Source organism: Vibrio sp. Isolate34 (assembly GCF_022397915.1).
Classification (GTDB): domain Bacteria; phylum Pseudomonadota; class Gammaproteobacteria; order Enterobacterales; family Vibrionaceae; genus Vibrio.
Genome location: NZ_JAKEUO010000006.1, coordinates 35,849 through 62,760, shown reverse-complemented (window position 1 = coordinate 62,760; position 26,912 = coordinate 35,849). Strand labels below are relative to the sequence as shown.

Sequence of the window (26,912 nt, the reverse complement as noted above, 5' to 3'; positions counted from 1 at the left end):
GATTTGTTTTAACCAAACTTAGGTGGTATTTCCAATTTTTAGTCATGAATTGTATTTAGTGACTTTGGCAATATTGAGTATATATGTGTCGGCTACTGATTTTCTCTATCGTAAGATACAAAATTATGCCTTGTTCGTACTACTCTTCTTGCAGTGTTTCATATCCCCATTAGATATCCAAATTATGAGTTTCTTACTGATTTTAGGTGGAGGACTTATTCTATATAAGCTGATTTGGATTGGCGCGGGTGATATTAAATACGTCGTTATTTTGTCACTTACCATCCCTGTTAATGACTTATTATTGGCGTATATTCTGACGGCTTTTGCTGGTGGTATTTTAGCGCTTGCTTATCTAATAAGTAAAAAATTAATAAGAGGAAATGCCCATAAGCAAGAGGGTATTCCATATGGAATAGCAATTAGCATTGGATTTTACTTAGTAATTTTAACTCAATCTACGCCACATATATAAACCTCCAAAAAATGAGCACATTATGAGATCCCGACTGGTATTACTTGTGGCCATTGCTGCCTTAATCGTGGGTGCACTAGGCGTTATCGACCTATTCAAAAGTGAGCCGCAACCGAAAGTAGCGGCTGAAACGGTCGTTGAAAAAAATGAAGAACATGTTGCCGTTTGGATGACCACCAAAGCCTACGAAAAAGGGCGTGCAATTGATGCACAAGGTGTCGTTAAACAACAACTTCCTTTAAGTGAAGCTTTAACGCTGGGTGTTAGAGAAGATGCTCAAATCAGCTTTGCTCCTTCCACTTTGCTAAATCGCGACCTTAACGCCAGTGAGGTAGTACTGCCTGAATACCAAGTAACACCAGGTCAGCCTGGATATGTTGATCTCTTGATAACAGAAGGCATGACGTTATACCCACTTAAAGTCAGTGACAAAAACCTGATCAACGATTACATCCGACCAGGTTCGCACATCGATATCCTCACAGTGAGTTCTCCTAATGCTAACTTGGCTGGAAATATCGATAAGCCGAAGCGCTTTCGAGGAGTGAAGGCCTCGATGTTTCTTAAAAATGTCAAAGTTCTCAACATTGGAAATGACGAAACTGGCGACAGTTCAATTACCGCTCGAGCGCCGAGCAAAGAGGACGGTCTGACTACGGTGGTCATCGAAGTTAAGCCTGATGAATTACCAAAACTCGCGCTAGCACAACGCACGATGCACATCGAAATCTATCGAAGCCAAACCTATACGCAACCTGAGGTCGCGGAGGTACGCAACATTATCGATAACTATACCGGTATTGCTGAGCTACGTGGTAATGAGAATAACTCTAGAGAGGCTTTGTAATGATGCTCCATCATCGAATCAAGCAAGCACTGCGTGTTTCCATCTTAGCAGCGTTGATTGGCTTTCTTTCTATAACAAACACTTTTGCCGCCGATCGTTCTATCACGCTCAACGATGGTCAGCACATCAAATTCAAAAGCCCGATTGGTCGAGTGTTCATTAACAATCCTGATATCGTTGACTACAAAGTGATCAACGACAACACCTTGGTCGTCTTCGCCAATAGCATTGGGCAATCGCGTTTGATTGTCTATGGAATTGACGACGATGTATTGCTGTCCGATCGCATTATTGTTGATTTGGATCTAACGGATATTAGGCGCCAACTCAAATTTCATTTCCCTGACGCTGAGGTCAAGGTTCAGTCTGTAGGCGAGCAAGTCGCCGTAAGTGGTCTTGTTGATTCCGAAGCGACTCGTGACGACATCTATCGTTTGGTTGCGACTCTATTGGGACGCGAAAAAACCGAGAAATGGGACAAAACTCAGAAGTTAGAGTTTAAATCTGATAGCTCAAATTACGAAGAACCCGAAAGCATGGTATTTGCCCGCAATATGACATGGGAAGGGATCATCGAACGTATTGAAGTTGCGACCACTCAGCAAGTCAATGTCAAAATCTCAGTCGCTCAGGTAACGGAATCGTTTGGACAAACCGTTGGGGTTGATTGGAGCTCAGTAGGCTCAAGTGTTGGTGAGTTTGTTTTCGATCAGTTCGATGCGGCAAACCTCAGCACGTTAATCACAGCGTTAGGCAATGATCAGATTGCAGAGGTATTGGCTGAGCCTAACTTGACCGTGTTATCCGGTGAGTCGGCAAGCTTTCTAGTAGGTGGCGAAGTTCCCGTTATCGTGTCTACCAGCAGCAACGTCAACATTTCATTCAAAGAGTTCGGCATCAAACTCGGCCTTACTGCAAAAGTGCTTAGCCAGGACAAAATCCGAATGCAGTTAGCGCCTGAAGTGAGCGAAGTCGAAGGTTATGTTGAAGCGGCAGGAATCAAAGTCCCACAATTGGCTTCACGACGTGCCATGACAACCGTTGAACTGGCCGATGGCGACAGCTTCGTTCTTGGTGGCTTGATGAGCAGTGCTGATTTGGAAAAAATGCAAAAAATCCCTTTCGTTGGCGATATTCCAGTACTTGGTGCTGCATTCAGAAAAGCAACCACAGAAAGAAAGCGAACTGAGCTGATCATCGTTGCTACCGTGAATCTCGTCGAACCAATTAAGCCGAAAGACATTCAGCTGCCTTACATCAAAAAGACCTCTACATTGGCGCGTTGGCTTAACGTCGAATGGGATGGCAAGTCGGTGACGTCATCTGATGCAACGATTCGCCTGTTGTCGCAAGGAGGGTTTATCCAATGAAGAAATTATTATTGATGGCGTTATTTACCACGTCACTTTTCGGCTGCACCTCTGAGCAATACTTTGTCGGACAGGGTTCTGAAGCCTTGGTGTACAAAGAGCACCACAGTTTTGAGTTTGCGATGAAAAACCGCGCTGAAACGACCAAACAGATTACTGCTTTAATTCAAGATATTGAGTCGATGGACAAAGAAGCGACCTATGTCGTGGATTACAAATCTCCCCGCACCAAACAGATGTTGCAGGCGATCTTTAAACAATATCCTTCACACCTTATCGCGCCACAAAGAGTGACGTATCGAAGCGCTCAATTGTTGCCTACTGATCTCAATATTCAGGTGACGTTAACGCGTTTGAAGACTCAAGAATGCAAACCAGCGCAGATTCACGTTCGGTTGAGGCAGCAAGATTGCTTTGCTGAATCGATGCGTTTGAAGCAAGTGGCTTACAAGTCTCGTTTGGTAGGAGAGCAATAATGTTTGACCTAACGAAAGCATTAACAACCAAGGCCAAGCCAGTTCAGACCGGAGCGACAGGTGTTGCCGGATGTACATTGTTCTATCAATCTCAAGAGTGTTTAGACCTTGTTCAAGAAGTCTTTCGATTTGAAGGATGGAATGATCCTGCTTGTGTCAAAGCCAAAGCCGGTTTAACCAAACTGACAGAGCAACAAAGCAGCCACATTGTGATTCTAGAGCTAAACGAATCAACCAATGTTGTTGAAGATGCTAAATCCTTTGCTAGCAAACTGCCTACACACAAAGGGGTCGTGGTGATTGGCAAAGAGGACGCCATTTCTACGCTGCGTTCGCTCAAAGACATGGGTTTTTACTACGTTTTCTGGCCGGTGAACAAGCAGGAGTTTGCGGACTTCTTAACTCACGTGAGCAAGAACCTTAAGACTTTCTCTGGTGTGAGCCAAAAACGTAAAGCTAAGCGAGTCGCGATTGTCGGCGCTAAAGGTGGCGTAGGTGCGTCGTTTATCACTACTGAGTTGGGTTCACTGTTGTCGACTCAAGGCTCGGACACGATTCTTGTCGACCATCAATATGCCGATACCAATATTGACGTTTTGCTTGGGCTAAAAGACTTTAAGCCGAGAACCATTGATGAGTTTACTGCGCCATTGCATGAAATGGATGAAGAAGGAGCGCTGAGTTACTTAATTAACGCTCGCAAGAATTTACGTCTGTTGGCGATTGATGGCGACATGAGTCAAACCGATGTTCTTAATTACAACCAGACTTTGTGTGAGTTGTTAGCGCGTAACGCTAACTTCATTATTGAAGACTTTTCAGGTGGGGTGGACTTCAAAGTTGAACCTCAACTCTTGGTAGAAAACTTTGATGTGGTGGTACTGGTTTTAGATGCGTCGGTGTCTTCGGTAAGAAGTGCGAAGCGATTGTTTGAGAAAGTGTCCAACTTACAGCTTTCGTTATCTTCACGCACGCGCGTGATAACAGTGGTGAACTATCACCGCCCGGAAAATGCTTACGTTTTACAAAAGCCCGACCTGACCAAGTATTTGGGTGCCAATGTCGATCTAGAAGTGGATTACTGCAAAGCGTTAGCGCACATCATTATTGATGGTAAACGCGGGCACAAGCACGACCGCCATATCAGTCGTTCTATGGAGCAGCTGGTGAAGCTGATTAATGGTCAACCTATGGATCAGAAGGGCATGAATTCTTGGCTGAAAAAGGTGCGTGCTAAATGAGTTCTAATAAAGACTTATACCTCGCGTTTCGTGGTCAGATATTTGAAGCCCTAGACGCAGAAGCGGTTCAGAAAATGAGCCGTCGAGACCTCGAATCTCAGATACAAGCAGCGGTAGATTTGTTGGCGAACAGCTATCAAAGACCTATCACTTCAATGATGAAGTCGGGATTGGTGAAAAGCCTTATCGATGAACTGTTTGGTTTGGGCCCTTTACAGCCTTTGGTTGAAGACCAGTCTATCTCCGACATCATGGTGAACGGGCCAAACAACATCTTTTTCGAACGACACGGCAAGGTCAAAAAATCCGAAGTTTCGTTTGTGAATGAGGAGCAGCTGCTCGCTATTGCCAAGCGTATTGCATCCCGCGTCGGGAGACGTGTCGATGAACTCTCTCCAACGGTCGACGCTCGGTTGGAAGACGGTAGTCGTGTGAACATCGTAATTCCTCCAATTTCTTTGGATGGCACATCGATCTCCATTCGTAAGTTCAGAGAGCAGAACATCGGTTTTGAAGATTTGATTGGCTTTGGGTCGATGTCTCCAGACATGGCAAGAGTGCTGATGATCGCTTCGCGCTGTCGAATTAATGTATTGATCTCTGGCGGTACTGGCTCAGGTAAAACCACGTTGCTCAACGCTTTGTCTCAATACATCGCTGAAGACGAACGTATCGTTACGATTGAAGATGCGGCCGAGCTGCGCCTCCAGCAACCCAACTTAGTTCGCTTGGAAACGCGTACTTCGAGTGTTGAACAGACCGGAGCGGTTACCCAGCGAGAGTTGGTGATCAATGCACTGCGTATGCGTCCAGACCGAATCATTCTGGGTGAGTGCCGTGGCTCTGAAGCGTTCGAAATGCTCCAAGCCATGAATACCGGTCACGATGGCTCAATGTCGACATTGCACGCCAATACACCGCGTGACGCGATTGCCCGTGTTGAATCCATGGTGATGATGGCGAACTTGAATCAACCTCTAGATGCGATTCGAAGAACGATCGTCAGTGCCGTTCAGATGATTGTTCAGGTTAATAGACTGCGTGATGGTTCTCGTAAGATCACGAGCATCTCTGAGATTGTTGGTTTGGAGGGTGAGAGCGTGGTGATGGAAGAGATCTATCGCTTTCGTTATGACGATGCGCACTACGGTGAAAACGTTAAAGGTGAATTTGTTACTGACGGCATCATGCAACGTTCTGAGCTAGTCAAAAAAGCGCAATTCTTTGGGCTCTATGACGAGCTTATCGCATCGTTTAAGGGGGCATAGCATGCTTTGGGTTTCATTAATCCTGTTTGCGTTTGTGCTGCTTTTGATCCGAGATTCAAAGGTCAAAAACGTTCACCAGTTTTTCAATATGGAAGAAGCGGAAGCGGAAAACTTTAATGCTATCAATGTTAAATCGTTAGTGCGCAAGCAAGGATGGCAAAAGTTCAAAGAGTCCATATCACCGACATTGATGGTGTTGGGGCCGCGTTCGACGTTATACATCGCGCTCTATATTACGGGCAGCCTGATTGCATCTTGGTACATCGTTACCGATCTACTCTCAATCACTAATTCTTGGTTGGTGCTTGGTTCCTCTTTGATGTTTACCTTATTCGGCTATCGTTTTCTGGTCACCAGAAGACGACGTGATTTTGAAAACACCTTCCCTGATGCGCTGAATATTCTGATGAGTGCGGTTACTGCGGGTGACAGCTTAATGCAAGCCATCAGTTATGTTGGCGATGTGATGCACAACCCAATAGGGCGCGAGTTCAAGCTAATGGGGGAGCGACTGAAGTTAGGTGAGTCTCCAGAAGTGGTTCTTCAGCGATCGTGCAAAAACTACCCGTACCCAGAGTTTCTATTCTTTACCGTGACAATCAGGGCAAACATCGCTCGAGGTGGTCAACTTAAGGGCGTGTTAGCACGTCTGATTAGAGTTTTGGTTGACTCTCGAACTCTCGAAAAAAAGAAGATGGCAATGACTTCAGAAGCCCGAATATCCGCCAAAATCGTTGCAGCCATTCCTTTGATTTTTATGATTATTCTTAACTATGTTAATCCCGCTAATGTGGATTTTGTTCTCTATGATCCAGAGGGAAGAATCATATTGTTTTACGTGTTGGGCAGTGAGCTTTTTGGTTTGTTCATTGTTTGGTTATTAGTAAGAGGAGTGCGCGCATGATGTTACTGGCTTCCCTTATTGTGCTGTTCTTTTCGTTACTCTTTCTAATAGTCGACTCGATTCGCAAAGAGCAGCGACATAAGAAAGTTGCACTCTATATTGGCGATGATGCTGTTCGCGCACCTTCGCGTGTAAACCGCTTTTTTGTTCGTTTTGGTAAAGAACATCGACACGAGCTTGAGCAAAAGATGATTGAGGCCGGCTATTACAACACCGAGTGGGCGAAATTCTATTTCCCAGCCAAGTTATTGGTATTGGCGTTGATTTCAGGGTTGGTGTTATTAGGGGATATGACATCCACTAACAAGCTGCTCGTGGTTATTTTTTCGCTGATTGCCGTCATCGTAGTGCCAGATACCTTGCTGCAAATGCGACGCAAGATGTTAATCAGCAGAACCTCAGCTCAACTGCCGTATTTGCTCGACATGATGTCGGTTTGTGTTCAAACCGGTATGACGATTGAAGCGGCGCTAGTCTATTTGGGCAAAGAGTTAGCGGAATTTGATTCCGACCTTTGTTACCAGATTAAGCGCACCTCCGACTCTGCGAAAATTCACGGTCTAGAAAAGGCGCTCAATGACTTGAGTGAACGTATTCCGACGCCACCTGTTCGAAGCTTTGTATTGACCATCATTCAAAACCTGCAATACGGCACATCCGTGGCGCACGTGTTAAGTGATCTCGCAGAAGATATGCGAAAGGTCCAGATTCTTACGGTCGAGGAAAAGGTGGGTAGGCTCTCAGCGAAGATGAGCGTGCCTTTGATCCTCTTCATCATGTTCCCGATCGTTATCCTGATTCTCGCGCCGAGCATCATGCAAATGACATTGAGCATCTAGGGAGAATTACGAATGATTGGAAAACGCATCGGTGTCATTTTGCTCACGTTGAGTGTATTGGCGGGTTGTCAATCGGCCCCTTCACCACAAGACCTGCAGCTTACCGACGTCACGAGCATGGAGAAAGTGAACAACTATGACGGCTTGATTAGTTATTACAAATCCGAGCTAGAGCAGGGCTCCGAAGCCCCAGAAGTTAAAGAGAAACTGGCTTGGGCATATTTCCATAAAGGGGATATCGAGTCGGCAGACTTCTATGTTCAACATTTGCAAAAAGAGGGGTTTGAAAATCCCAACTTGTACCAGTTAGAAGGGCAAGTGTTTGATGCAAGAAATGACGTTGAAAGTGCGATTGCTGCTTACATGGCGTCAGTAGATACGGGGAATACCACGGGGCAAATTCACGTCTTACTCGGCGTGTCATACACAAAAGTTGGAAGATTTAATGAAGCTTACCAAGAACTGAATCGAGCTCGTTTACGTGGTTACGACGATGTTGTTGTTAAGAATAATATTGCGATGATTCAAATGGCCAATGGCGAGTATCAACAGGCAATAGAAACGCTGGCCCCGGTTTTAAAAGAAGACCCTGCGAATAAAACCGTTAAAGCGAACCTAGCTATCGCACTAATGAAAACTCAGCAAATCGACTCAGCCAAAAAGTTACTTAAAGGCGATTTTTCAGCGGAAGAGATCCAGAGCATCGCCGCTGAATTGACTCAAGTAGGAGTTAATGATGAAGCGTCTTAATAAGCAGAAGGGTGTGACTGCGATTGAGTTTGTATTAGGTGCGCTTGTACTGTTTTTTGCCACCTTTGCGATCTTCGAATCGAGTTACCAAATTTACGTTGTGAACATGACTGAGTATTCGCTGAGAGAAACTATCAGGAATACCAAGATATATGAAGGTAAAGGGATCAATGAACAGTACGAGAATAAGTTTCGGTCGTTAATTGAAGACGATGACAACCTTTGGAGCTTCTTAATTGATAGCTCTCGTTTCTCTATTGCAGGTCAGTATTTCAAAACCTATGACGATTTTATCGCGAACAGGGGTCACTCAGATCAAGGCTTGAACTTCAATTACGACTTAGCCGAGATCACCGTGACCTACCGTTATACCCCAGTCATTAAGTTGGCCGGAGCCGCAGATAGAGATATTTCACGCACCATGGTTTTGAACCTAGAACACGAGGGGTGGGCAGATGATGCTCCGTAATCAAGGGATGTTTTCGAAACGTCGCCAACAAGGCTCTTACACCATTGAACTAGTTTTCATCCTTGTGGCTTTGTGGGGCGTTTACCTGTTTGCTGCAGATCTGAGTTACCAGCTGCTCGTGCGTGCCAAGCTCGATCGATCCAGCTTTGCTTTGGTGAATGTCATTAAAGAGCGCACTCGTTACTTTGAAGCCGACGTGCTGGCAGGACAAAACCTACCCGTAACCAATGCTGAGTTAGAAGACATGGCGAAAGTGGCAAGTCGAATGCTCAATACACCCGTCGATAACGTGGCGATCAAGATAGAGTCACTGACTAATAAAGTTAATGTCGCTGAATTCTCAACCAGCAAGTACCGAAGCTTAAATTGCCAAACCGATTCGATTCTCGATCATGCAGATTTGGCGCCCGTAGAGAAGGGAGTCGTTTATCCATTGTACCGCATCAGCCTTTGTGAAGAGGAGAGCTCTTGGTTCAAACCCTTCTTCAACGGTGGCACGAGTACCACGGTTAAGATTGGGTCATCTTCAATCATGCCAGGGAGATAGTGAAATGAAAATGCAGCACGGGCGTCATATCAATCGCCAGCATATCAGTCTCCAGAGACAACAAGGGGTTGCCGCGGTGTGGATGGGCTTATTGCTTGTTCCAATCATGGGCATGACCTTTTGGGCGGTTGAAGGCACACGTTACGTTCAAGAGACCAGTCGATTACGAGATTCAGCAGAGGCGGCAGCCATAGCGGTGACGATTGAAGATCAACCGGATCAGGCTCGCACTCTTGCGACCAAATATGTCGAAAACTATGTTCGTGATATTAAATCAACCCACCTTTCTGCAGACCGTTTCCACCAAGCAGAAGACGAGGGTGCAGGGGTTCTTGAATACATCCAATACACAGTGAATGCCGAGACGACACATGACTCTTGGTTTGCGAGTAGCTTTATTCCATCTTTTGATGAGCAGCAAGACTTAGCGGGACGCTCGCTAGCGAGAAAGTACCCGGTTTATTTGGGTGACAACAACATCGACATTGTTTTTGTGTCGGACTTTTCCGGTTCAATGAACGAAAGATGGGGCTCAAGTAGACACATAAAAATCGATGATCTGAAAACGGCCATCGATGAAATATCCAGCAAAATCCTTTGCACATCGATTGATCAAGAGAATGTCGATGGAGAATTCAAAGACGTGTGCGATGAGCCGGGTGAAGATACAACTGGAGACAAACTGCTTAACCGAGTTGGCTTTGTGCCTTTTAACGTTCGAACGAGGGAAATCGTCTCGGGTAATAAAGCCAACGCAACAAGCCAATTAAGCTACAAAGATAACTATAAAACCAACGTATCACCTTATTCCTACAACGATGTCGACTGGGATTACTGGCGTACGTATTCGGAAAATCAAGTGACCAACTGTGCGAATTGGCAGTCATATTGTTCAAATCCAAAATCGGATAACCAAAAGTATGCCAAACGTATAAAGGATGTGATCAATGCAGATCGATACGCCGTTGCTGATGTTTATAACTATGTAGATTTATCGACATCAGTGTCGACCATGTTTACGGACAAGTCGGGGTTACAACCTGATTTCTATGGTGTGAGTGGAACAAAGCTATTTAACGCGCATGGTTCTTCCAATTCGTCTCAGTTCTCCAACATTCGCCTATCGAACAAGCTTTCAGACTTGAATCCGATTAATTCGATGTGGGCAGACGGGGGAACTGCGGCCTTTCAGGGGATATTGAGAGGTTCGCAAATCTTGCATGACGGTGACCCGAACAGCGCCGATCAAGAAGAACAGCAAGCCTACAACAAGAAAATCAAGATGCTGCTCATTTTAAGTGATGGTCAGGAAAGCCCTGATAACGGCATCCTCAGAGGGTTAGTCGACAGAGGCATGTGTGACAAAGCAAGAGAAGAGATACCGGGCTTATACATAGGTGTTATTGGTATCGATTTTCGAGCATCCCAACAAAGTGGTTTTCAAGACTGTGTGGAAGACCCAAATGAAGACATCATCGATGTATCTAACCTAGATGAATTGATTGAAAAGATAGAAGAACTCATCCGTAAAGGCTCAAAAACAAGCGGAATCACTAAGTTGTACTAGAGGAAAATATGAAAAAGTTAATGATCAGTTCAATCGTCCTATCGACATTGCAACTTAGTTTTATCGTCCATGCGGAAGAAGGTATCAGTGTTTATTGCGACACCGCATTCAGTGAATATCAGCATAGTGTAAGAGTCGATGATGTCGTCGGCATTGCACAGCATAGACAAGGCTTTCTACAAATAGATCAGTCGTCTAACAGCAGCGAGTTAAAACAAGCGTTAGCAGGCCAATCCAATCTGGGCATGAATCAATCAGGCTGTAAAACTTGGATCAGTAACCAAGAGCGCAGAGGGCTGTTGGCTCGCCTTCATTTTGGTTTCGACCAACACAACTTAACGCTAATGGGCAGCAAAGCATTGAGCCAATTAGCAGGTGAATTACAGACTAATGGCAGTTCAATTACTGTAGATGGTCACACTGACAGCACGGGCTCAGAAGGTTACAACCAAGCGTTAGGGCTACAGAGAGCACTGGCTACATCGAATGGCTTAATCGCAGATGGTATCGAGAAAAACCGCCTCGTTATTCGTTCGTTTGGTGAAAGTAAGCCTATAGCTTCCAATGCAACCGCAGAGGGGAGAGCGCAGAATAGACGCTCCGAGATTTGGTCTTCTGAAAATGATAGCGTCGAATTAGAAAATTAAGATGCACGATTGGGTTTGGTTGTAACTTGGTGCTTGCTTAGTTCTTAGTACTAGGTAATAACCGCCCTAAATTATCGCTCTTGGAATTTTTGTTACAACGTATACTAATGAATATTCAATCAAGTTTAACTGTCTTACACTAAAGAAATATTAATGCTTTTTGATAAAATCTCTTCTGAAGGGATGGAAAAAAATATCGATATAGATACCTGGGTATCAATATTGGATAACATACGAGACATAATGGACGCGTCTAACGCAGGTATCATTATGATCTCTGATTTGAGCTGCTCTGGTTCTGAAATTGTTTGGAGCTCCTCAAACATATCGTGCAACCAACATAAGAGCAAAATTAGTCTCTTTTGTGAGTATGTACACAACGAAAATCGCACGGTCTATTTGAGTGGTCACTCTGATGGTGAATCCACGACTGCAAAAGGAGCGGATGCCTACAAATCTTTTTGCGGCGTTCCTGTAAGGGATGTCGATGGTGAAGTGTTTGCGGTTCTTTTGGTGTTCGATTTGAGGCCAACAACGTATTCGCAAAGCCAAATTAACTTGATTGAAAACATTTCAACCTTGCTGCGTTCTGAGATCCTATTAAAAGAAGAGAGTCGGATTTTATACAAGAACAGTCATTTTGATATTATGACTACGCTTCTTAATCGAAGAGGCTTTTTCCACGAATTCAACAAAGCAAACATCAGCGATGGCGAGATCGTTTGTTTGTATTTCGACTTGGATAATTTGAAGTACATAAACGATACCTATGGCCACTTCAAAGGTGATGATTATATCTCTGGGTTTGCATCGTGCATAAAAAACAACTCAACGTATAACAGTATCTCGGCAAGAATCGGTGGGGATGAGTTCATTGTCGTCATACACTCAGAAGAGCCGGGTTATGCTTCTGATTTAATCAGTAAAATTCACGCTGAATTTGATGATTTCATTGAAGGTTTTCGTTGTGATGATGAGGTACCACTCGGTTTTTCATATGGTTGTGGCATTGCGGAATCCCGAAGTTTCAACATCATTAATCTAATAAAGTCTTCCGATGAAAACATGTACCTCAATAAGAAGCACAAGATTTAGACGTTGATGACAACTGTAAAAAAGCCCACTGGATGTAGGCTTTGATGTAGATGTAGATGTAGATGTAGATGTAGATGGTTTAGCTTTCTAAACTAAGCTCGAATGATCATTTGCTCGCGCTCAGGACCGACCGATACCATCACAATTGGCACGCCCATCAACTCTTCGATACGAGTTACGTAATCTTGTGCAGCTTGAGGAAGGCTCTTAAACGTGCGGCAACCCGTGATGTCTTCGTCCCAACCAGCCATATCTTCATAAACAGGTTTCAGTTCAGCAGTCTGTGGCCAAATTGGGTTCTCAGTGTGTTCACCTGAGTAAGCGGTACAGATCTTAAGTTCAGATAAGCCAGACAGGCAATCAATCTTAGTCAGTGCGATTTCAGTCGCGGCTTGCAGGTCAACGCCATTACGAGTTGCTACCGCATCAAAGTAACCCATATCACGCGGGCGACCTGTTGTTGCACCGTATTCGTTAGAGCTTTCGCGGAAGCTGTCTTGCTCTTCCATTGCAGTCACTAGTGTGCCAGTACCAACAGACGAGCTGAAAGATTTAGCAACGGCAATAACGCGCTCAGGGCGAAGTGCAGGTAAGCCACTACCGATACCTGCGTAAGCTGCAGTTACATTAGAAGACGTCGTCCAAGGGTATTCACCGTAGACAAGGTCACGACCTGCGCCTAGTTGAGCTTCAAACAATAGATTTGCATCTTGTGATTGCAGTGCTTTAAGTGGTTCAGTCACGTTGCAAATGAACGGACGCCAAGCCTTAGTCACTTCAAGTAGCCACGCTGTCATTTCAGAAGCCGTCTGAGTGAAATCACATTGAGGGTATAGCGCTCTAAGCTGAGGCATTTTCCAATCAAGCAGGAATTGAATACGCTGCTCTAAAATTTCAGGCTGATTCAACCAACCCACAAGAATACCTTTCTTCATCACGCGGTCGCCGTAAGCAGGTGCAATACCTTGACGTGTTGAACCGTAAGCGCCATCGCCCAAACGTTCTTCTTCAAGTGTATCTTCAAGTGCGTGTAAAGGCAGACACAGTGTCGCACGGTCTGAAATAGCCATCTTAACTTCAATACCAGCTGCTTGTACTTCTGCAATTTCTTCAGTTAGCGCAGCAGGGCTGATCACCATGCCAGGGCCAAGAACCGCCGTACAATCAGGATTAAAAATACCACTAGGTAGTTGATGCAGTTTGAACGTACCGAAGTCGTTTACTACGGTATGGCCAGCATTGTTTCCGCCTTGAAAGCGAATGCTAGCAGAAGCTTGATCTGCTAAAAAATCAACGATACGGCCTTTGCCTTCGTCGCCCCAGTTTGCGCCTACAACAACAATAGATGGCATAATTTTTCTCCTGACTGATTGAGAAATCATGTTAGTCCTGCAATAAAAATAAGAGAAATTAATTATCTTTATTATCTTGATAAGGATTCCATATACTCTTAAATTCTTAACCCATAAGCGAGGTTCCCTATGACGTTCGTCCCTTACTGTAGGGAATGACGAGGTGGGGATATCCTTCGCTTTAGAAGATGTGTAAATGGACCGAGAGAGGACATGATGCTTGATATTAATTTGTTGAAAACGTTTGTGACGCTCGCGGAGTACAAACATTTCGGGAAAGCGGCTAATGCACTGCACATGACGCAGCCTAATGTGAGCCTGCATCTAAAGCAGTTAGAACAACAAACACGCATAAAGTTGATAGAGCGAAGCCCATTTCAACTGACTCAAGCGGGTGAACGGCTGTTGGAAACAAGCCAAAGGACGCTACTCGAACTCCAGATTTGTCAGGCTGATCTCAATGCGATCAACGACCTTAAAATAGGGACGCTAACCATCGCTGTGAGTGACATCATTTCTCGATTCTTGCTGATTCGTCCGTTCCAAAAATTCAAAGCGCAATATCCGGGTATCGATCTCACGTTGTTGAATACCACGTCGTCTCAGGCATCGAGTTTGGTTAAGAATGCTCAGGCAGATCTTGGGTTCGTGATAGCGAAAGAACAGCAAAACGAGTCACTCTATTTTACCAAGCTGCAAGAGCTTTCATGGTGTGCACTTGGCGATGGATTAGATATCCAAAGCGCAAATAATTCGATAGAAAGTCAGTTCGAAGATGAAGGTGCAGAAGCGGAATTGACTTTGATTCTACTGGGTCATGATACGAGAACGCGTGACTTCATCGATGAAGGTTTACCGAGCTTAAACCTACCTAATCACAGGGTCATGGAAGTAGGGAGCGTCGACGCTCAAATCGACTGGGCAGAAGCGGGGTTTGGTGTGGCAATCATTCCAGAGTTTGCGATTTCAACCAAGCAGCATCTGAAATCCAAAGTGACACCGTTGACCAATTTCTCTAGCACCAGCCTTGGCTACATCGTGAGGCAGAACCAAGTCTTGTCGAAAGCGACCAAGCAGCTATTAGGCTGGGTGAATGATGAGATCACCCTGTTGCAAAACCAATAACTCCATCTTTCTGTTAGATCTATCTAAGCCCACCGCGTGTGGGCTTTTTTGTGCAGGTAAAGCATTGTTTTTGCTCAGAGCAATAGACTAGAGAAACAACTTAAAGCTCTCATCATCCATTCCTTCTGTAAATCAGAGCCTCAAAATTCATCGTTGACAAAGTTTGATTATCAAACTAAATTTCAATCAATTGATTTGATTGTCAAACTACTTGTTAATCAAAATTCTCTTCTTAAGAAAGATCGTCTAACTACTAACACAATCTAAGGACGCCATTTTGAGTTTTCCAACACGTCATCAACACAACTTCTCTTCACACAATCAACAAGGTGAAAAACGCACTTTCTACGTTCTCTTGTTAACTGTCACCACCATGGTTGTAGAGATCGTTGCCGGTACCATTTACGGTTCCATGGCATTACTTGCTGATGGTTGGCACATGGGAACGCATGCAGCAGCGTTTGGTATCACCTTGTTCGCATACCGTTATGCGAAGAAGCATGCTGACAGTGAACGCTTCTCTTTCGGTACGGGCAAAGTCAGTGTGTTAGGAGGCTACACCAGCGCGATAGCATTGGGTATTGTGGCGTTGTTGATGCTGGTGGAGTCAGTACATCGCTTGTTTAATCCACAAGCGATTAAGTTTAATGAAGCGATTATTGTTGCGTGTATTGGTTTGACAGTGAATGTCGTGAGTATGTTTTTGCTAGGGGATCATCATCATGACCACGGACATGCTCATGGACACGAACACTCTCATTCTGAACATAAGGGACACAGCCACAATCATCAACATGATGGGCATCAAGAACACGCAGAGCACAAAGGGCAACATCACGATCACAACTTGCGAGCGGCCTACATGCACGTCTTGGCCGATACATTGACTTCTCTGTTGGCGATCGTTGCTCTGCTATTTGGTAAGTTTTACGGTTGGAACTGGTTGGATGCCGCAATGGGTATGGTTGGTGCGGTTGTGATTGCCAAATGGACAATGAACCTCATGAAACAGACAAGTCCAATCTTGCTCGACCAAAATATTGACGATGAGTACCGTAACGACATAACTGAAGCTTTAGCTCCTTATGCCGCCGTAACCGATTTACACATGTGGAAGGTGAGCGGGCATCACTACTCAGCAGCGATTACTCTTGAATCAAACAGCGATAAAAGCGTCTCTGAATATAAACAAATTCTCGCCAAGTTTGATAAGATTAGTCATCTTACTCTTGAAGTGCACTCAAACGGCCATGCGAAATATAGAACAGCTTAATCAAATACTGACTGAGTTCTACGATAAAATGTCTTCGTGGGAGCAATCTGTTGTCAAAGAAACGGGTTACTCCTTAGCGCAAGTACATACCATCGAAGTGCTTGGTATGCATGGTGCGTTAAGAATGAAAGAGCTGGCAGAAAAGCTAGGCATCACTACTGGCACACTTACTGTTCAAATTGAGAAGTTGGTTAAGGCAGAGTTGATCGAGCGCCATGAGCACCCAACTGATCGTCGTGCGATTGTGGTGGCCTTGACCGATGAAGGTCAGAAGATCCACGTTCACCACAACCAACTTCACTTGAACCTCGTTAATGAACTAACGCAAGACATCGAAGAAGATGAGAAAGCCGTATTGTTGAAATGCCTGACTAAGATGGTTAAAGCGTTTTAGTTTTAGTTTTAGTTTTAGCAGAAAGTCGAATCAACAATCACTAATCACCGGTCACGAAGGCAGACAAGTGGATCGTATCCGAATAGGGGCGGTCCATTTTTTATAAATCTAGATATTAAACCTCATTCCGGCTCCTCTGATGAGCCAAAATAATGTCATTGCCGATATAAAGGCCAATGAAACGCTAAAGCCTTTCAATTCAAAGTCTTGTGTGGCCTATTGTGCGAGGTGTACTTGCCTCGTCAAATACCCGTCTCCCAAATTTATAACGCAACGGATGTACATGTAATAAATTTGTGTTATTGATAAAATTAACTTTAGTTGGCTGCTTCATTTGCTGTTTAAATGCAATTGGGAACGTCATAGCGAGTGGACTTAGAAGCCACAGTTTTAGACGCTCATTATCTATATAAAAACCATAACAACAATCAGGTCGCGCAAGTTGGATATCCATTCTTGACGCGATTTATTTAGATACTCATAGTTAATTTAGTAAAGACGAGCCACGTATATGAATATAAAGAAAAAGCTCTATTCGTTGGGGATGTTCTCCATCTTCGGCATGATTTCACTGCTGTTTACCACATCACAATTTGCAGACACCACAGCTCGAATGAGTGAAGCTAAACAAATTACCAAAGAACTTGAAGTGCGCTTGCTCAACCTTCGCCGTAACGAGAAAGATTTCTTACTGCGTAGTGATATGAAATACCTCGACAAGTTCGACGTAAACTACAACAAATTTTTAGCGTCTGAATCGGAGCTAAATGCAGTGCTCAGTGATTTAGGTTTAGCCAACAGCACACACCTACGGGAAGACATCGAAACTTACCACACCAGCTTTGTTAACCTAGTTAAAGCGAGTGAAGTCTATGGGTTAGCACGTGAAAAAGGCATGTTAGGCGAGTTTCATGTTTTGCTCGATAACATCAGCGCAACAGCGAGTGCTGAACAAAAAATCGAACTTTACCTGTTCAATGACTTAATTGAGAAGGGCGAATTCGACTCGAGTGTTCTTTCTATAACTTCGAATATGAGTAGCTCAGCTGCTTTGATTGACGCTGCTCGCAAAGTGGTTGAGCAGAAGCGCGTGATCGGTTTGAAACATAACGAAGGCTTGCTAGGCGAAACGCGTTCTGGCTCACACGTTATCGAAACTCAATTTAAAGAGTTTTCGGCGGTGTTAGACCAACAAACACAGAAAGAGATGGATAAACTATCGCTGATCAACAACATCCTTTGCGTCACATTGCTTGTGTCGATCATTCTGTTCAGCTGGTTAATCGTCCGTTCTATTATTGGTAAGATTGAGTCTCTGCTCTCAGTGATCCGCAATATCGTAAATTCAAACGATGTGTCTATTCGCTCTCACCTAGACGGTAAAGACGAACTCAGCACGCTAGGCGAGTACTTCAACCAACTGTTGGATCAACTTGAAGGTTTGATTGCTGCATCTCAGTCTAAATCTCTGCAACTGACTCAAAGTACTTCAAACATGCATGATGAGTTAGAGTCGGTAATCAAACAATTTGAGGTTCAAGCAAACCACACCTCGACTATGACCACATCCGTACAAGAGATGGTGCTAACGATTGGCGAGATCTCGGAAAGTACATCGGTTGCAGCTGAAGGGGTTCATCAAGCGAAAGTGAATGCCGTTAAAGGTCGTGAAGTGGTTGTCGACACCATCAACAACATTACTCAGTTGTCTGAACGTCTATCAAGTAGCCAAGACTCAATTAGCTCACTGAATCATCATGTTGATCAAATCGGCGATGCAGTCAACATCATCCAAGGTATTGCAGAACAAACCAATCTGCTGGCATTGAACGCGGCGATCGAAGCAGCGCGTGCGGGTGAGCAAGGTCGAGGCTTTGCCGTTGTAGCAGACGAAGTACGTGCGCTAGCAAGCCGAACGCATCAATCAACTACTGAAATCACCAGTGTTGTTACTGCGATCCAAAGTCAAATGAACGCTTCTATGACCGAGATTGGCGAGTGTAACCAACAAGGTCAACTGACGCTTAAAGATTCAGAAGAACTGGATGCTAGCCTACAGCTGATCTTAAGTGACATGGAGAGTATTCAAGGTAACTCTGAACGTATCGCGTCAGCGATTGAAGAGCAGGGTGCTGTAATGGCGCAAGTGAGTGATTCAATCACAGAGCTGAACACCATCTCGAACGACAACAACGCCTCAGCTCAACATTGTTTGATTGAAGTCGATAAAGTCGCAGAGCAAGCGAATGATATGGACCAAGCCGTAGCGCAGTTCAAGACTTCTTAAACCATATAGAACTAACTAAAACCAAAGGCGCGGCTCATCTGCGCCTTTTTTGTGCCTGAAATTCATATAGATAAAAGACAAGAATAAAAAAACGGCCCGATCTGGGGGAAGAGCTGGGCCGTGATATTAGGTATTTAAAGGGGTATTACTTATTTCGGCCTTCCAGCACATCCAGTGCCAGTTCAACCGCTTTATCAATATTGTCGCATCCCGCTAACTTACCTGAGCTGATAGGACCAAGCACATTAGCGTATAACGAGAGCTGCTTGTTAAATGGCAGGCTCAACTGCTCATATAAACGCTGGCGAATCTCGGCATGTTGCTCAGGAGCGTGAGCAGCAAGGCTTTTCAAAGTGTCATAAACAAGAGTGGTGGTAGTGTTCATTCGTCTCTTTATCATTAAGTGGGAGGCGCTTATTTTATAATGTTTTTATGTGCTTTTACTGTGATATAAATCATACAATATTATTAATATGTTTATCTTTTGAATCTAATGAGAATAAGGCATTCCAAAATAGACTTAAGTATCTGTGAAATATAACTAAAATAATGACAGACTGTCGAACACATGAACAAATTGGCGCGTTTCTAGCAAGCGGTTAAATCTATAGGAAGAGGAACAACATGCATTACGACGTATTCAATGGAGATGCAGACGGCATTATCGCCTTACTGCAATTGCGCTTAAAAGAGCCAAAAGAGAGCGTGCTCATTACTGGCGTAAAGCGTGATGTTAAGTTGGTTTCTCAAGCCGTGTCCCAAATCGAAGAACAAGACGATCACGCGAGCGTACACTTTGTCACTGTGTTGGATGTGTCGATGGAGAAGAACTTACCTGCATTACAGTCGTTACTCGACGACGATATAGAGGTGTTCTACTGCGACCACCACCGCACGGGAGATATACCTAAGTCTAAGTACCTTGATACGCTGATTAACACAGCTCCGGAATGTTGCACCAGTTTGTTAATCAACCAAAAGCTAAAGGGTGAGTATGTTGCATGGGCAATCGCGGCGGCATTTGGTGATAACTTAAAAGCGGTAGCGACACGACTAGCAACATCTAGTGGCTTTGACCAATCTCAAACTGACTTTTTAGAAGAACTGGGTACGCTCATTAATTACAACGGCTATGGCTCGTCGTTAAGTGATTTGCACTTCACGCCAACTGAGCTTTACCAAGCTCTTTATCAATATTCGAACCCGTTTGATCTCTTGGATGATAAAGACTCCGTGTTTTATCAACTTCGTGCCGCTTATCAAACTGACAACCAACAATTATCAAACCTAAGCCCAATCTACGAGAGTGACGTCGCACGAGTGTTTGAGTTGCCAGGGGAAACTTGGGCAAGGCGTATTAGTGGTGTCTTTGGCAATGAAATCGTTAATCAAGATCCAGATCGAGCGCAAGCCGTGTTAACCAAAAATCAAGATGGCGAATCTTATACTGTGAGTTTGCGAGCGCCGCTATCTAATAGAACGGGTGCTGACGAAATTTGCTCTAGTTTTGATACGGGTGGTGGGAGAAAAGCCGCAGCTGGTATTAATCAGCTTAATGAAAATAATAAGATGAATTTTATTTCAAAAATTGAGACTTATTATTCATCTTTTGGCGAATGAATAGCCTGAAAGTTTAAGATTTAAACCGCCAAAAAGTATGCTTTATTACTTTAAACTTCAATTCCTGACCAAAACCTTTAGCATATTTTAAGCTATTGATGCTCATTGATTTTAGTGATATCACTCGCAATGCAAACTTCTTATCGCCAGTGATAGCGGGCTCTGCGAAGGTTGGTTTTTATTTTTCAACTCAACATTTTCACCTATTGGATTATTTTAGAAGTCACTTAATTACCTCAGTGAATTAAGTGACTTAATTTATTTTCCTGATATATGATTCGAGCGATAAATATCTACTTTTAGCATTTCAATTTGAATGAAAAGTCAAAATCATATTGATTCTAATATTCAATCTGTGACTTAAAATCACAAGTTAAATCAAAGGTCATCTTTTCCTATAAATTCCATTACTTATCTATAAATATTCATGGCTAAAATGAATTGGTTCGGTTGTGATTGGCACAGCTGTTGAGTAAGGAAGTGGGACTAATGTTGAAACGTAAAGCTCTACAATTAGCAGTATCGGTCGGTATGGCGGCTATGTCTGGCGCTGTTTATGCGAATGGTTCAGATATGACAAATCCAGATTCTGGTGTCGTGGTGGGTTATTGGCACAACTGGTGTGACGGTGGTGGTTACCAAGGCGGTAATGCGCCATGTGTGACACTGGACGAAGTGAACCCAATGTACAACATTGTGAATGTCTCATTCATGAAGGTTTACGACGTGGCTGATGGTCGAATCCCAACTTTTAAACTGGACCCAACCATCGGGCTTTCAGAAGAACAATTTATTGACCAAATCTCTGAGCTCAACAAGCAAGGTCGCTCTGTACTGATAGCGCTGGGTGGTGCAGATGCACACGTAGAGCTAGAAACTGGTGACGAAAGAGCCTTTGCTGATGAGATCATTCGACTTACTGAACGCTACGGCTTTGATGGTCTTGATATCGACCTTGAGCAAGCGGCAGTAACAGCAGCAAACAACCAAACCGTAATTCCAGATGCGCTTAAGCTAGTGAAAGATCACTACCGTGCTGAAGGTAAAAACTTCCTTATTACTATGGCGCCTGAGTTCCCGTATCTTACGACGGGCGGAAAATACGTACCTTACATCGACAATCTAGAAGGTTACTACGACTGGATTAACCCACAGTTTTACAACCAAGGTGGCGATGGTATCTGGGTTGAAGGTGTCGGTTGGATCGCTCAAAACAATGATGCGTTAAAAGAAGAGTTCATCTATTACATTTCTGATTCTCTAATCAACGGTACGCGTGGCTTCCACAAGATCCCACACGACAAACTTGTGTTTGGTATCCCTTCAAGTATCGATGCAGCTGCAACCGGCTTTGTTCAAGAGCCACAAGATTTGTACGACGCGTTCGATAGCCTAACGGCGCAAGGTCAGCCTTTGCGTGGTGTGATGACGTGGTCTATCAACTGGGACATGGGCACTAACAAGAACGGTCAGCAATACAACGAACAGTTTATTAAAGACTACGGCCCGTTTGTTCATGGTCAAGTGACACCCCCACCAGTTGAAGGTGAACCCGTACTGAAAGGTGTTGAGAACTCGCGCATTCTGCATGGAACGGCTTTCGACCCAATGGAAGGTGTTACAGCAACAGATAAAGAAGATGGCGACTTAACATCATCTATTGATGTTGAAGGTTACGTTGAAACCAGTGTTATCGGTACTTATGTTCTGACTTACCGTGTGAAAGACAGCGACAACAATGAGACAACCAAAGCAAGAACGGTAGAGGTTTACAGCCAGAAACCAGTCTTCGATGGCGTATCGGATACAACAGTCATACTTGGTACTGCATTTGACCCAATGGCTGGTGTGACTGCTAATGACGCAGAAGATGGTGACCTAACCAGTTCTATAACACACACGGGTAGTGTCGATGTGAATGAAATTGGCAACTACACGCTGGTATATCGTGTAACAGATAGCGCTAACCAAACTGTAACTGCAGAGCGTAAAGTGTCTGTGACTGATGGTTCTAACTGTGCGCCTGCATGGGATGCTAACACCGTGTATGTTGAAGGTGACCAAGTATCACATGACGGAGCAACGTGGGACGCAGGTTGGTACACTCGCGGCGAAGAGCCGGGAACAACCGGTGAGTGGGGCGTTTGGAGCAAAGCATCAGACAGCTCATGTGGCGGTAACCCAGACCCAGGTGGCGATCTAGAGCTAAACGTAACTGGCCTTAAGTCGGAATATGTACTGGATAACGGCAATGTACATTTAGAGTTCACACTGATATCAAACGAAGCGTTAGATGTAACAGCGATGGTGATTAACAGCGCAGGTACTGTAGTTGAGCAGACGAAAGTTAACCTAACTGACAGCCGTGCAATCACAATGGACATGTACGATGTAGCCGAAGGCCAATACAAGCTTGAAGTCGTTGGTAAAGCGACTGACGGTGAAATGGTGATGGTAGATAACTCGTTCTCGGTAAAAGAAGAGGGCGGCACAACACCTCCTCCGGGTAACTACCCTCCATATGAAGCCGGAACGAATTACGAAGCGGGCGATATTGTAGTAGGCAGTGACAATGGCTTATACGAATGTAAGCCTTGGCCATACACAGCGTGGTGTGCAAGCGCATCTTATACTCCAGGAGATAGCCAATATTGGCAAGATGCTTGGACAAAGCTTTAATCTACTAACTTAGTAGACTTAGTGGCATAAAGTAAATGATCAAAGAGAGGCGATCGTGCCTCTCTTTTTTTATTTGGGGAATTTGAAATCTATAAAGCAACCTAAAAAGGTGTGAGCTTCGCTATAAATTTAACCAACTTTACCGAAGTTGAACGTGACTCTCACGGTAAATGATCTATGAACGATTAAAGTAACGTGCGGTGCAAATACTATAAATAGTTACTGTAACACCATCTGTAACGAACACTGTAACATGACGTGTAATACAGGTATTTTATATGTAATTACAAATGCATCTTAACTTTACTGCATAGCACCTAGTTGATGTATGGGTTTAGTGAATGAACTGGTTTCGATGTTAACCCTTTTTTTTGGATTTTAGTGGTGTTAAATTTCATTTAAGCATCTAAATTGTAGTATTTGTAGGATAAAGTGCTTAAGAGAGTGTGAGGTTTAGATGGAGTGGGTATTTTTGGCTCTAATTGTAACCGGTTACAATTACTGTGGCTTTAATCACGGTGTGGTTTAAATGTCTTCGTTAACATGATTCCAAGATCATTTAAAACGTTAGGTCCTGAAATGTACGCTACGAATACACGTGTCTGGGAAAGTCCAGAAATTACTTCTTTCAATCGACTACGAGCACACACGCCACTATCTAGTTGGCGTAGTGAATCTTGTGCTCAGGCTGGAGGTATAAGCTCATCGGTTATGAGCCTAGATGGAGAATGGGATTTTGCACTATTTCCGTCTCCTGATTCTGTTCCTGAAAACTGGACGGCTGATGAACAACTTCCGAGTCAGAAAATTACAGTTCCAGGTAACTGGCAGTTACAGGGGCATGATTTCCCAATTTATACCAATGTGAAATACCCATTTCCATGCAACCCTCCATTTGTTCCAAAAGAGAATCCAACAGGTTGTTATCAGACGACTTTTGAACTACCTGAGAATTGGGAGCGAGAGTCGCAAACGCGAGTCATTTTCGATGGGGTAAATAGTGCATTTTACGTTTGGTGCAATGGTGAGTTTGTAGGTTACTCACAAGATAGTCGCCTTGCTGCTGAGTTTGACCTTACTCCATATCTAACCGAAGGCAATAACACATTATCCGTCAAAGTTCTTCGTTGGTGTGATGGCAGTTACATGGAAGGTCAGGACATGTGGTGGATGAGTGGTATTTTCCGCTCTGTTCGTCTACTCAATAAACCAGTTCGCCACATTAAAGACGTAAAAGTGACGCCAGACCTTGATGCAGCTTATAGAGATGGTGAGCTGAAAATCAATGTCGATACCATGAATGGTGACGGCTTGTCGGTTAAAACCTCACTGTATGATGGTGAGAAAGAAATTGCGTCAAATGTTACGGAAGTCGGTACGGCGCCAGTCGATGAAAAAGGCGGATACAGCGAACGTTGTTTCGCTACGTTAAAGACAAACAATCCAAAGAAGTGGAGTTCTGAAGCTCCAAACCTTTACCGTCTGGTTGTGAGCTTAGTGACAAGTGAAGGCGATGTGATTGAGTGTGAAGCCTACGATGTCGGTTTTCGAAAAATCGAAGTCATAGGGGGTCAGTTGTGCATCAATGGTCAAGCACTGATGATTCGTGGTGTAAACAAGCACGAGCACGATCCTACAACAGGTCATGCAGAAAGCCTTGAACGCGTAGAGCAAGATTTAAAGCTGATGAAACAACATAATTTTAATGCTGTCCGCTGCTCTCATTACCCTAACCAGCCAGGCTTTTACAGCCTGTGTGACCGCTTAGGTCTATACGTTGTCGATGAAGCGAACATTGAAACTCACGGCATGACACCAATGGGACGAATTGCCGATGACCCTCAGTGGGCGAGTGCTTTCTTAGAGCGAATGACCCGCATGGTGGAGCGAGACTTTAATCACCCTTGTATCATTATTTGGTCACTTGGCAATGAGTCTGGTTATGGCTCAAACCATAACGCGATGTATCAGTGGACCAAACGAGTCGATCCTTCTCGTGCTATTCAGTATGAGGGAGGCGGTTCTAACACAAGCGTCACCGATATTATCTGTCCTATGTATGCTAGAACCGACGCTGATCAAGAGCAAGGGCATACCAATGAACCTAAACTTTCATTAAAGAAATGGGTTGGTATTGGTGATGAAAACCGTCCCATCATCTTGTGTGAATACGCGCATGCTATGGGTAATAGCCTTGGTGGCTTCGCAGAGTATTGGGATGCATTTAGAGCTCACCCACGTCTACAAGGTGGCTTTATTTGGGATTGGGTCGACCAAGGGCTAGATAAAATCAGCGAAGATGGTGTTCATTACTGGGCATATGGTGGCGATTTCGGTGACGAAATTAACGACCGTCAGTTCTGTATTAATGGCTTAGTCTTTCCTGACAGAACACCACACCCTACATTATTCGAAGCAAAACGGGCTCAGCAACCATTCAGTTTTGAACTTGTATCTTCACAACCGCTTGCAATTAAAGTGACCAGTGAACATTTGTTTGTTGATACGGCTCACCACAGCTTAGATTGGACAGTCATTGATGATGAGGGGGCTGTCATTAGAAGTGGTGAATTGAGCCTAAATCTACCAGCTCAACAGACGCAGCTGATTGAATTAGATTCTGAGTTTGGACTGCTTAACGCTGAGGCTCATCTTAATGTCGCTATTCGATTGCAGCAAGATACTAACTGGGCAAATGCTGGACATATTGTTGCGGAACATCAGGCTACATTAGGCAAAAAACTTCAGCTTGAAGTCGCTGAGAGCAAAACATTTGTACCCGCTAAATTCGAACAGGTTGATGGTGGGCTGCGTGTCACGGCAGCGGATAATCAATGGTATATCAATGCGACCACCGGTGAAGTGGAAAGTTGGAAAAAAGCGGACCGTGAACAGCTGCTTTCTCCAATTCGCGATAACTTCTTCCGAGCACCACTTGATAACGATATTGGTGTGAGTGAAGTCGACCGCCAAGACCCAAATGCTTGGATGGTTCGTTGGCAAAATGCGGGATTGTTTGACTTAGAGCACCGCTGTAAGGGTGTTGAGGTTAATGTCGAGATTGGAGAAGTACGTGTGCGGCATGCGTATTTTTCAGACGATAAGTTGGTTTTAACATCTGTTTGGGATTACCGCTTTACGCAGCAGGGTGAGGCTCAAGTATCGGTATCTGTCGATGTTGATGACTCAATGCCACCAATGCCAAGAATTGGCGCTGAAATGCATTTGAGCGAGTGTCCTCAAAGTGTGGCTTGGCTAGGGCGAGGTCCGCATGAAAACTATCCTGACCGTAAGGCAAGTGCTGACTTTGGCCGTTGGATTCAACCAATTGCGAGTATGCATACGCCATACATATTCCCGTCTGATAACGGATTACGTTGCGATACCCAACAACTTCAAATCGGTGACATTGAGCTATTAGGTCACTTCTATTTCAGTGTTAGTCAGTACGGGCAGCAACAACTCGCTCGAGCTAAACATACTTATGAACTGGAAAGGCAACCGGGGTTATTTGTTTACTTCGATGGCTTCCATATGGGAGTAGGCGGGGATGATTCTTGGACACCAAGTGTTCGACCTGAATATCGCTTGCTACGCAACCAATATCAATGGAAATTCGTTTTAAAATAACAACTTGAGCTCACCTCCATTGAGGGGTGAGCCACCCTCTGAACTCTGAATTATTTT

Annotated in this window: 23 protein-coding genes; 21 read left to right on the top strand and 2 right to left on the bottom strand. The window is 44.2% G+C overall.

Annotated features, from left to right (window positions below; genetic code table 11):
• Window positions 1–49: 49 nt before the first annotated feature.
• The 14 genes from L1D22_RS08535 (at window position 50) to L1D22_RS08470 (ending at window position 12,495) form a co-directional block, all read left to right on the top strand.
• On the top strand, window positions 50–475 hold the full coding sequence (locus L1D22_RS08535; RefSeq protein WP_239829553.1) for a prepilin peptidase: 426 nt from the start codon (window positions 50–52) through the stop codon (window positions 473–475).
• Window positions 476–497: 22 nt separating this feature from the next.
• Window positions 498–1,322, top strand: a complete 825-nt coding sequence (cpaB, locus tag L1D22_RS08530) for a Flp pilus assembly protein CpaB (protein ID WP_210468277.1) — start codon at window positions 498–500, stop codon at window positions 1,320–1,322.
• Complete coding sequence (locus L1D22_RS08525) at window positions 1,322–2,692, top strand: pilus assembly protein N-terminal domain-containing protein (protein WP_239829416.1); 1,371 nt, start codon at window positions 1,322–1,324, stop codon at window positions 2,690–2,692. The genes cpaB and L1D22_RS08525 overlap by 1 nt, the downstream gene beginning before the upstream one ends.
• Window positions 2,689–3,168, top strand: coding sequence for a hypothetical protein (locus L1D22_RS08520; RefSeq protein WP_239829415.1), 480 nt, complete (start codon window positions 2,689–2,691; stop codon window positions 3,166–3,168). The genes L1D22_RS08525 and L1D22_RS08520 overlap by 4 nt, the downstream gene beginning before the upstream one ends.
• Window positions 3,168–4,409 carry a chromosome partitioning protein ParA gene (locus L1D22_RS08515; protein ID WP_048658589.1) on the top strand — a complete coding sequence of 414 codons (1,242 nt, stop codon included), beginning with the start codon at window positions 3,168–3,170 and terminating at the stop codon, window positions 4,407–4,409. Before L1D22_RS08520 ends, L1D22_RS08515 begins: the two co-directional genes overlap by 1 nt.
• Window positions 4,406–5,677: a CpaF family protein gene (locus L1D22_RS08510; protein WP_123487204.1), complete on the top strand. Its 1,272-nt coding sequence runs from the start codon at window positions 4,406–4,408 to the stop codon at window positions 5,675–5,677. Before L1D22_RS08515 ends, L1D22_RS08510 begins: the two co-directional genes overlap by 4 nt.
• A 1-nt stretch (window position 5,678) precedes the next feature.
• Window positions 5,679–6,581 carry a type II secretion system F family protein gene (locus L1D22_RS08505; RefSeq protein WP_239829414.1) on the top strand — a complete coding sequence of 301 codons (903 nt, stop codon included), beginning with the start codon at window positions 5,679–5,681 and terminating at the stop codon, window positions 6,579–6,581.
• Entirely contained in the window at window positions 6,578–7,420 is an 843-nt protein-coding gene (locus L1D22_RS08500; RefSeq protein ID WP_239829413.1) for a type II secretion system F family protein, read from the top strand. Before L1D22_RS08505 ends, L1D22_RS08500 begins: the two co-directional genes overlap by 4 nt.
• A gap of 12 nt (window positions 7,421–7,432) precedes the next feature.
• Complete coding sequence (locus L1D22_RS08495) at window positions 7,433–8,170, top strand: tetratricopeptide repeat protein (protein ID WP_239829412.1); 738 nt, start codon at window positions 7,433–7,435, stop codon at window positions 8,168–8,170.
• On the top strand, window positions 8,157–8,639 hold the full coding sequence (locus L1D22_RS08490; RefSeq protein ID WP_239829552.1) for a TadE family protein: 483 nt from the start codon (window positions 8,157–8,159) through the stop codon (window positions 8,637–8,639). The genes L1D22_RS08495 and L1D22_RS08490 overlap by 14 nt, the downstream gene beginning before the upstream one ends.
• Window positions 8,629–9,186: a tight adherence pilus pseudopilin TadF gene (tadF, locus tag L1D22_RS08485; RefSeq protein WP_239829551.1), complete on the top strand. Its 558-nt coding sequence runs from the start codon at window positions 8,629–8,631 to the stop codon at window positions 9,184–9,186. Before L1D22_RS08490 ends, tadF begins: the two co-directional genes overlap by 11 nt.
• Window positions 9,187–9,196: 10 nt before the next feature.
• On the top strand, window positions 9,197–10,753 hold the full coding sequence (locus L1D22_RS08480) for a TadE/TadG family type IV pilus assembly protein (protein WP_239829550.1): 1,557 nt from the start codon (window positions 9,197–9,199) through the stop codon (window positions 10,751–10,753).
• Between the two features lie 8 nt (window positions 10,754–10,761).
• Window positions 10,762–11,400 carry an OmpA family protein gene (locus tag L1D22_RS08475; RefSeq protein WP_239829411.1) on the top strand — a complete coding sequence of 213 codons (639 nt, stop codon included), beginning with the start codon at window positions 10,762–10,764 and terminating at the stop codon, window positions 11,398–11,400.
• A gap of 153 nt (window positions 11,401–11,553) precedes the next feature.
• The gene (locus tag L1D22_RS08470) at window positions 11,554–12,495 is read left to right on the top strand and encodes a sensor domain-containing diguanylate cyclase (protein ID WP_239829410.1); all 942 of its coding nucleotides are present in this window, start codon (window positions 11,554–11,556) and stop codon (window positions 12,493–12,495) included.
• A gap of 92 nt (window positions 12,496–12,587) precedes the next feature.
• Here L1D22_RS08470 and L1D22_RS08465 read toward each other — a convergent pair whose 3' ends face one another.
• Complete coding sequence (locus tag L1D22_RS08465) at window positions 12,588–13,847, bottom strand: adenylosuccinate synthase (protein ID WP_239829409.1); 1,260 nt, start codon at window positions 13,845–13,847, stop codon at window positions 12,588–12,590.
• Between the two features lie 213 nt (window positions 13,848–14,060).
• On the opposite strand from L1D22_RS08465, the gene L1D22_RS08460 reads away from it, so the two are divergent.
• The 4 genes from L1D22_RS08460 to L1D22_RS08445 all read left to right on the top strand — a co-directional run bounded on the left by L1D22_RS08460 (window position 14,061) and on the right by L1D22_RS08445 (window position 18,926).
• The gene (locus tag L1D22_RS08460) at window positions 14,061–14,972 is read left to right on the top strand and encodes a LysR family transcriptional regulator (RefSeq protein ID WP_239829408.1); all 912 of its coding nucleotides are present in this window, start codon (window positions 14,061–14,063) and stop codon (window positions 14,970–14,972) included.
• Between the two features lie 277 nt (window positions 14,973–15,249).
• Window positions 15,250–16,245 (top strand): CDF family Co(II)/Ni(II) efflux transporter DmeF, encoded by a 996-nt coding sequence (gene dmeF, locus L1D22_RS08455; protein WP_239829407.1) that lies wholly within the window; start codon window positions 15,250–15,252, stop codon window positions 16,243–16,245.
• The gene (locus L1D22_RS08450; RefSeq protein WP_017059185.1) at window positions 16,223–16,639 is read left to right on the top strand and encodes a MarR family transcriptional regulator; all 417 of its coding nucleotides are present in this window, start codon (window positions 16,223–16,225) and stop codon (window positions 16,637–16,639) included. Before dmeF ends, L1D22_RS08450 begins: the two co-directional genes overlap by 23 nt.
• A 562-nt stretch (window positions 16,640–17,201) precedes the next feature.
• Window positions 17,202–18,926: a methyl-accepting chemotaxis protein gene (locus L1D22_RS08445; protein ID WP_239829549.1), complete on the top strand. Its 1,725-nt coding sequence runs from the start codon at window positions 17,202–17,204 to the stop codon at window positions 18,924–18,926.
• Between the two features lie 145 nt (window positions 18,927–19,071).
• Here L1D22_RS08445 and L1D22_RS08440 read toward each other — a convergent pair whose 3' ends face one another.
• Window positions 19,072–19,311 (bottom strand): PAS factor family protein, encoded by a 240-nt coding sequence (locus L1D22_RS08440; RefSeq protein WP_004733935.1) that lies wholly within the window; start codon window positions 19,309–19,311, stop codon window positions 19,072–19,074.
• Between the two features lie 239 nt (window positions 19,312–19,550).
• Between L1D22_RS08440 and L1D22_RS08435 the strand changes: the two genes are divergently transcribed.
• From L1D22_RS08435 to L1D22_RS08425, 3 genes are all read left to right on the top strand, one after another.
• Entirely contained in the window at window positions 19,551–20,546 is a 996-nt protein-coding gene (locus L1D22_RS08435) for a DHH family phosphoesterase (RefSeq protein ID WP_239829406.1), read from the top strand.
• Between the two features lie 489 nt (window positions 20,547–21,035).
• Entirely contained in the window at window positions 21,036–23,225 is a 2,190-nt protein-coding gene (locus L1D22_RS08430) for an immunoglobulin-like domain-containing protein (protein ID WP_239829405.1), read from the top strand.
• 579 nt (window positions 23,226–23,804) lie between these two features.
• Window positions 23,805–26,855, top strand: coding sequence for a beta-galactosidase (locus L1D22_RS08425; protein ID WP_239829404.1), 3,051 nt, complete (start codon window positions 23,805–23,807; stop codon window positions 26,853–26,855).
• Window positions 26,856–26,912 lie beyond the last annotated feature (57 nt).

What these genes read in the sequence shown, in the direction of transcription:
- L1D22_RS08525 (WP_239829416.1), top strand. Translation starts at nt 1,322, where the DNA reads ATGATGCTCCATCATCGAATCAAGCAAGCACTGCGTGTTTCCATCTTA.
- L1D22_RS08425 (WP_239829404.1), top strand. Translation starts at nt 23,805, where the DNA reads ATGTACGCTACGAATACACGTGTCTGGGAAAGTCCAGAAATTACTTCT.
- L1D22_RS08515 (WP_048658589.1), top strand. Translation starts at nt 3,168, where the DNA reads ATGTTTGACCTAACGAAAGCATTAACAACCAAGGCCAAGCCAGTTCAG.
- L1D22_RS08505 (WP_239829414.1), top strand. Translation starts at nt 5,679, where the DNA reads ATGCTTTGGGTTTCATTAATCCTGTTTGCGTTTGTGCTGCTTTTGATC.
- L1D22_RS08445 (WP_239829549.1), top strand. Translation starts at nt 17,202, where the DNA reads ATGATTTCACTGCTGTTTACCACATCACAATTTGCAGACACCACAGCT.
- L1D22_RS08495 (WP_239829412.1), top strand. Translation starts at nt 7,433, where the DNA reads ATGATTGGAAAACGCATCGGTGTCATTTTGCTCACGTTGAGTGTATTG.
- L1D22_RS08520 (WP_239829415.1), top strand. Translation starts at nt 2,689, where the DNA reads ATGAAGAAATTATTATTGATGGCGTTATTTACCACGTCACTTTTCGGC.
- L1D22_RS08480 (WP_239829550.1), top strand. Translation starts at nt 9,197, where the DNA reads ATGCAGCACGGGCGTCATATCAATCGCCAGCATATCAGTCTCCAGAGA.
- L1D22_RS08465 (WP_239829409.1), bottom strand. Translation starts at nt 13,847, where the DNA reads ATGCCATCTATTGTTGTTGTAGGCGCAAACTGGGGCGACGAAGGCAAA.
- L1D22_RS08450 (WP_017059185.1), top strand. Translation starts at nt 16,223, where the DNA reads ATGCGAAATATAGAACAGCTTAATCAAATACTGACTGAGTTCTACGAT.
- cpaB (WP_210468277.1), top strand. Translation starts at nt 498, where the DNA reads ATGAGATCCCGACTGGTATTACTTGTGGCCATTGCTGCCTTAATCGTG.
- L1D22_RS08460 (WP_239829408.1), top strand. Translation starts at nt 14,061, where the DNA reads ATGATGCTTGATATTAATTTGTTGAAAACGTTTGTGACGCTCGCGGAG.
- L1D22_RS08440 (WP_004733935.1), bottom strand. Translation starts at nt 19,311, where the DNA reads ATGAACACTACCACCACTCTTGTTTATGACACTTTGAAAAGCCTTGCT.
- L1D22_RS08470 (WP_239829410.1), top strand. Translation starts at nt 11,554, where the DNA reads ATGCTTTTTGATAAAATCTCTTCTGAAGGGATGGAAAAAAATATCGAT.
- L1D22_RS08475 (WP_239829411.1), top strand. Translation starts at nt 10,762, where the DNA reads ATGAAAAAGTTAATGATCAGTTCAATCGTCCTATCGACATTGCAACTT.
- L1D22_RS08490 (WP_239829552.1), top strand. Translation starts at nt 8,157, where the DNA reads ATGAAGCGTCTTAATAAGCAGAAGGGTGTGACTGCGATTGAGTTTGTA.
- L1D22_RS08510 (WP_123487204.1), top strand. Translation starts at nt 4,406, where the DNA reads ATGAGTTCTAATAAAGACTTATACCTCGCGTTTCGTGGTCAGATATTT.
- tadF (WP_239829551.1), top strand. Translation starts at nt 8,629, where the DNA reads ATGCTCCGTAATCAAGGGATGTTTTCGAAACGTCGCCAACAAGGCTCT.
- L1D22_RS08500 (WP_239829413.1), top strand. Translation starts at nt 6,578, where the DNA reads ATGATGTTACTGGCTTCCCTTATTGTGCTGTTCTTTTCGTTACTCTTT.
- L1D22_RS08430 (WP_239829405.1), top strand. Translation starts at nt 21,036, where the DNA reads ATGTTGAAACGTAAAGCTCTACAATTAGCAGTATCGGTCGGTATGGCG.
- L1D22_RS08435 (WP_239829406.1), top strand. Translation starts at nt 19,551, where the DNA reads ATGCATTACGACGTATTCAATGGAGATGCAGACGGCATTATCGCCTTA.